Source organism: Microbacterium sp. bgisy207 (genome assembly GCF_965345035.1).
Classification (GTDB): domain Bacteria; phylum Actinomycetota; class Actinomycetes; order Actinomycetales; family Microbacteriaceae; genus Microbacterium.
Genome location: NZ_CBDRMG010000036.1, coordinates 1 through 769, shown reverse-complemented (window position 1 = coordinate 769; position 769 = coordinate 1). Strand labels below are relative to the sequence as shown.

Annotated in this window: 2 protein-coding genes; both read right to left on the bottom strand. The window is 68.3% G+C overall.

Going from position 1 to position 769, the window contains the following annotated elements; translation table 11 throughout:
- Window positions 1-365 (bottom strand): transposase (locus tag ACSGC5_RS14915; protein WP_434971352.1); only part of this gene is annotated, 365 nt, incomplete at its 3' end.
- Window positions 328-717 (bottom strand): IS5 family transposase, encoded by a 390-nt coding sequence (locus tag ACSGC5_RS14910; RefSeq protein ID WP_007929259.1) that lies wholly within the window; start codon window positions 715-717, stop codon window positions 328-330. The genes ACSGC5_RS14910 and ACSGC5_RS14915, both read right to left, overlap by 38 nt.
- Between the last annotated feature and the right edge of the window lie 52 nt (window positions 718-769).

Sequence of the window (769 nt, the reverse complement as noted above, 5' to 3'; positions counted from 1 at the left end):
CCGAAAGCGATCGGCCGGCCCGGCTTCTTGCGGCGGTGCGCGATCTGGTCGTCCCGCTCGGGGATGGTCGCCGCGATCCTCCGGTCGCGGAGCCAGGCGCGGTTCGCCCTTGAGGGGTACCCCTTGTCGGCGAGCACCCGGTCGGGGCGGGTGCGGGGGCGGCCCTTCCCGTCGCGGGGAACGCGGATGTTCTCCAGCACCGCGCTCATCATCGTGGTGTCGTTGATGTTCCCGGCGGTGATCATCATGCTCAGCGGCCGGCCGCGGCCGTCGCAGACCAGGTGCAGTTTGGTCGTCAGCCCGCCGCGGGAGCGTCCGATCCCGTGATCAGGCGGCTCGGACCACGGATTCTTGTGATTCGGCACAGCCCCCTGTGTCCCGGGCGAGGGTCGCGCCGTGCTGATGCACGCGCGCGATCGTGGAGTCGATCGAGACGACCCAGTCGATTTCCCCAGCGGCGTCGGCCTGCTTCTGCACCTCGGTGAGCAGCTTCTGCCAGGTGCCGTCCCCGGCCCACCGGTTGAACCGCTTGTAGATCGAGTTCCACTTCCCGAACCGTTCCGGAACGTCACGCCACGGCGCACCGGTCCGGTACTTCCACGCCATCCCCTCGATAGCGAGCCGGTGATCCGTCCACGGCCGCGACCGACCGGTCACCGTCGGCATCAACGGCTCCATCACGGCCCACACCTCGTCAGAGATCTCCTGTCGCGTCACCGTTCAAGACTCACCCACCGAGGAGCGGAACCTCTTGATCAACACGCCCTAG